Genomic DNA, 3,790 nt, shown 5'->3' with positions numbered 1-3,790 from the left:
CTCATAGACCACGTCGTGGCTGAAGCCGAGCGCGAGCTGCAGGTTCTTGCCCTGCATGGCGGCACGATAGCCGACGCCGGTGATCTCGAGCTTCTTCTCGAAGCCGTCCTTCACGCCCTGCAGGATGTTGACGATCTGCGTGCGCGACATGCCCCATTTGGAACGGGCGGTCTTCGACTGGTCGCGCGGCTCGACAGCGATCTCGCTGCCTTCCATCTTGACCAGCACTTCGTCGTTCACCACGAACTTCAGCTCGCCCTTGGGGCCCTTCGCCGTCACGGTCTGGCCGTTGACGGTCGCGGAGACGCCCTGCGGCAGCGAAACGGGTTTCTTTCCGATACGAGACATTTTGTTGTCCTCGTCACTTCTTTCGTTTCAGGTTCCAGTTCCCGGGCGCGATCCCGAGAACCGAAGCCCATTCATCAATCTCGTGCCGGATCAGAAGATCTGGCAGAGGATCTCGCCGCCGACATTCTGCTCGCGCGCTTCGTGGTCGGCCATGACGCCCTTCGGCGTCGAAAGGATGGCGATGCCGAGGCCGTTGGCGACGTGCGGAATCGACTTGGCCGAGACATAGACGCGGCGGCCAGGCTTCGAGACGCGCTCGATCTCGCGCACGACCGGAGCGCCGTCGAAATACTTCAGCTCGATCTCGATTTCCGACTTGCCGTTATCGAAGTCGGTCTGGCTGTAGTCGCGGATATAACCTTCCGACTTCAGCACTTCGAGAACGCGGGCGCGCAGACGCGAGGCCGGAGTCGAGACGCTCGACTTCTTGCGGCCATAGGCGTTGCGGATGCGGGTCAGCATATCGCCGAGAGGATCGCTCAATGACATCTCAGTGTCTCCTTACCAGCTCGACTTGACCAGGCCCGGGATCTGGCCGTTGTTGCCCAGATCGCGAAGCGCGATACGCGAAAGCTTGAGCTTGCGATAGTAGGCGCGCGGACGGCCGGTGACTTCGCAGCGGTTGCGGATGCGGATCTTGGCCGAGTTGCGCGGCAGAGCCGAAAGCTTCAACTGGGCGCGGAAACGCTCTTCCATCGGCTTGGACTGATCCATGACGATTTCCTTGAGCGCCTTGCGCTTGGCGGCGTACTGACCGGCAAGCTTGCGGCGCCGGTTGTTCTTCTCGACTGAGCTGGTCTTTGCCATTTCAGATTTTTCCTTTTTCGCTGCCGTTACTGGCGGAAGGGGAAGTTGAAGGCCTTGAGCAGCGCTCTCGCCTCGTCGTCCGTCTTCGCCGTCGTACAAACGATGACGTCCATGCCCCAGACCTGATCAACCTTGTCGTAATTGATCTCCGGGAACACGATGTGTTCCTTGATGCCCATGGCGTAGTTGCCACGGCCGTCAAAGCTCTTCGGGTTCAGCCCGCGGAAGTCGCGGACGCGCGGCAGCGCAATGTTCACGAGGCGGTCGAGGAACTCGTACATGCGTTCCTTGCGTAGCGTGACCTTGGCGCCGATCGGCATGTTCTCGCGCACCTTGAAGCCCGCGATCGAGTTGCGGGCGCGGGTGACGACGGCCTTCTGGCCGGCGATCAGCGCGAGATCCTCGGCCGCGACCGAGGGCTTCTTGGAATCGCCGGTCGCCTCGCCGACGCCCATGTTCAGCACGATCTTGTCCAGGCGCGGAACCTGCATGTCGTTGTCGTAGCCGAACTGCTCCTGCAGCGCCTTGCGGATGGTCTCGTTGTAGACCTTCTTGAGGCGCGGCTCGTTCTTGGCAGCCGCCTGCTTGGTTTCAGCCTTAGCCATTGATGACTTCTCCCGAACGCTTGGCGACGCGCACCTTCTTGCCGTCCTTCTGGATGGCGAAGCCGACGCGGGTCGGCTTACCGTCCTTGGGGTCGGCCAGCGCGATGTTCGACAGGTGGATCGGCGCTTCCTTGGTGATGATCCCGCCCTCTTGGGACTGGGTCTGCTTCTGATGACGGCGAATGAGGTTCACGCCGCGCACGAGCGCGGTGTCTTCCTTCGGCTGCACCGACAGGACTTCGCCCGAACGGCCCTTGTCCTTGCCGGCAAGCACGACGACCTTGTCGCCTTTTCTGATCTTTTGCATTGGTCCGGCTCCTTACAGCACTTCAGGCGCGAGCGAGATGATCTTCATGTGGTTCTTGGCGCGAAGCTCGCGCGGAACCGGCCCGAAGATACGCGTGCCGATCGGTTCTTTCTTGTTGTCGACGAGAACGGCCGCGTTCTTGTCGAAACGGATCACGCTGCCGTCCGGACGGCGGATGTCCTTGGCCGTGCGAACCACGACCGCCTTCATCACATCGCCCTTCTTAACGCGGCCGCGCGGGATGGCTTCCTTGATCGACACCACGATGATGTCGCCGACGGAGGCATACTTCCGCTTCGAGCCGCCCAGCACCTTGATGCACATGACACGACGGGCGCCGGAATTGTCCGCGACGTCGAGGTTTGTTTGCATCTGAATCATGACTGGCCGCCTTCTTCTTTTCTAACGGGACGGGTTCGACACCCCTCCCCGGTCTGTCCAAAATTCGTTTCGTTCGCCCGGATCAAGCCTGATCCGAAGTGACGACGATCCAGCGCTTGTCCTTGGAAATCGGCTTCGATTCCTGGATGAACACCTGGTCGCCGACCTTGTGGGCGTTGTTCTCGTCGTGCGCCTTGTACTTCTTGGTCATGCGCACGGTCTTCTTCATCACGGGATGCGTGAAGCGCCGTTCGACCTTGACGACGACCGTCTTCTCGTTCTTGTCGCTGACGACGGTGCCCTGCAGAATGCGCTTTGGCATGGTCTTAACCCTTCTTGGCCGCGGCTTTTTCAGCGGCGATGGTCTTGATGCGCGCGATGTCCCTGCGGACCTGCTTCACGCGCGCGGTCTTCTCAAGCTGACCGGTGGCCTTCTGGAAGCGCAGGTTGAACTGCTCCTTCTTCAGGCTGGCCAGGTCGTCGGTCAGCTGATCCTGGGTCTTGGTCCGGATGTCTTCGGCTTTCATGATCGCCTGTCCTTATTCTGCGATGCGCTGCACGAAGCGCGTCTTGACCGAGAGCTTGGCGGCGCCGAGGCGCAGCGCTTCACGCGCGGTCTCCTCGCTGACGCCGTCGATCTCGAACATGATGCGGCCAGGCTTGACGCGCGCCGCCCAATAGTCGACGGCGCCCTTGCCCTTACCCATGCGCACTTCGGTCGGCTTCGATGTGACCGGCAGATCCGGGAAAACCCGGATCCAGACGCGGCCGGCGCGCTTCATCTCGCGGGTGATCGCGCGGCGGGCCGCCTCGATCTCGCGCGCGGTGACGCGGTTCGGCTCAAGCGCCTTCAGCCCGAAACCGCCGAAATCCAGATTGGTGCCGCCCTTGGCGGTACCGTGGATACGGCCCTTGAACTGCTTGCGGAACTTTGTGCGCTTTGGCTGCAGCATCGTCCTAACTCCAAATTCTCAAATGTCTCAGGCGTTCTCGCGACGACGACCGCGCTCGCGCTCGCCGGTCTGACCGCCATGATCGCCTTCCGTCGCGCGACGCTCCGATGCCATCGGATCGTGCTCGAGGATCTCGCCCTTGAACACCCACACCTTGACGCCGCAGATGCCGTACGCCGTTTGCGCCTCGGCCGTGCCGTAGTCCACATCGGCGCGCAGCGTGTGCAGCGGCACGCGGCCTTCGCGGTACCACTCCATGCGCGCGATCTCGGCGCCGCCGAGACGGCCGCCGCAGTTGATGCGGATGCCTTCGGCGCCGAGACGCATGGCGGACTGCACGGCACGCTTCATGGCGCGGCGGAACGCGATGCGGCGCTCAAGCTGCTGGG

The 3,790-nt window shown here is 62.2% G+C and carries 10 protein-coding genes; all 10 read right to left on the bottom strand.

What is annotated here, in order from left to right:
• A partial coding sequence (rplF, locus tag EOA29_RS28610; RefSeq protein ID WP_127221927.1) for a 50S ribosomal protein L6 occupies window positions 1-348 on the bottom strand: 348 nt, incomplete at its 3' end.
• Between the two features lie 90 nt (window positions 349-438).
• Window positions 439-837 carry a 30S ribosomal protein S8 gene (rpsH, locus tag EOA29_RS28605; protein WP_126084112.1) on the bottom strand — a complete coding sequence of 133 codons (399 nt, stop codon included), beginning with the start codon at window positions 835-837 and terminating at the stop codon, window positions 439-441.
• 12 nt (window positions 838-849) lie between these two features.
• Complete coding sequence (rpsN, locus tag EOA29_RS28600; RefSeq protein ID WP_095777623.1) at window positions 850-1,155, bottom strand: 30S ribosomal protein S14; 306 nt, start codon at window positions 1,153-1,155, stop codon at window positions 850-852.
• A 26-nt stretch (window positions 1,156-1,181) separates the two neighbouring features.
• Window positions 1,182-1,760 (bottom strand): 50S ribosomal protein L5, encoded by a 579-nt coding sequence (gene rplE / locus EOA29_RS28595; protein ID WP_095815056.1) that lies wholly within the window; start codon window positions 1,758-1,760, stop codon window positions 1,182-1,184.
• Window positions 1,753-2,067, bottom strand: coding sequence for a 50S ribosomal protein L24 (gene rplX, locus EOA29_RS28590; RefSeq protein WP_059188493.1), 315 nt, complete (start codon window positions 2,065-2,067; stop codon window positions 1,753-1,755). Before rplX ends, rplE begins: the two co-directional genes overlap by 8 nt.
• 12 nt (window positions 2,068-2,079) lie before the next feature.
• Complete coding sequence (rplN, locus tag EOA29_RS28585; RefSeq protein ID WP_006205457.1) at window positions 2,080-2,448, bottom strand: 50S ribosomal protein L14; 369 nt, start codon at window positions 2,446-2,448, stop codon at window positions 2,080-2,082.
• 82 nt (window positions 2,449-2,530) lie between these two features.
• Window positions 2,531-2,770, bottom strand: a complete 240-nt coding sequence (rpsQ, locus tag EOA29_RS28580; protein WP_027170362.1) for a 30S ribosomal protein S17 — start codon at window positions 2,768-2,770, stop codon at window positions 2,531-2,533.
• A 4-nt stretch (window positions 2,771-2,774) separates the two neighbouring features.
• The gene (rpmC, locus tag EOA29_RS28575; RefSeq protein WP_095807484.1) at window positions 2,775-2,975 is read right to left on the bottom strand and encodes a 50S ribosomal protein L29; all 201 of its coding nucleotides are present in this window, start codon (window positions 2,973-2,975) and stop codon (window positions 2,775-2,777) included.
• A gap of 12 nt (window positions 2,976-2,987) precedes the next feature.
• Window positions 2,988-3,401, bottom strand: a complete 414-nt coding sequence (rplP, locus tag EOA29_RS28570; protein WP_027170364.1) for a 50S ribosomal protein L16 — start codon at window positions 3,399-3,401, stop codon at window positions 2,988-2,990.
• 27 nt (window positions 3,402-3,428) lie between these two features.
• On the bottom strand, window positions 3,429-3,790 hold a 362-nt coding region (gene rpsC, locus EOA29_RS28565; RefSeq protein WP_127221926.1), incomplete at its 5' end, for a 30S ribosomal protein S3.

The organism is Mesorhizobium sp. M1E.F.Ca.ET.063.01.1.1 (genome assembly GCF_003998155.1).
Taxonomy (GTDB): domain Bacteria; phylum Pseudomonadota; class Alphaproteobacteria; order Rhizobiales; family Rhizobiaceae; genus Mesorhizobium.
Note: the sequence above shows the minus strand (reverse complement) of the source record. Positions and strands in the feature narration are given on the sequence as shown.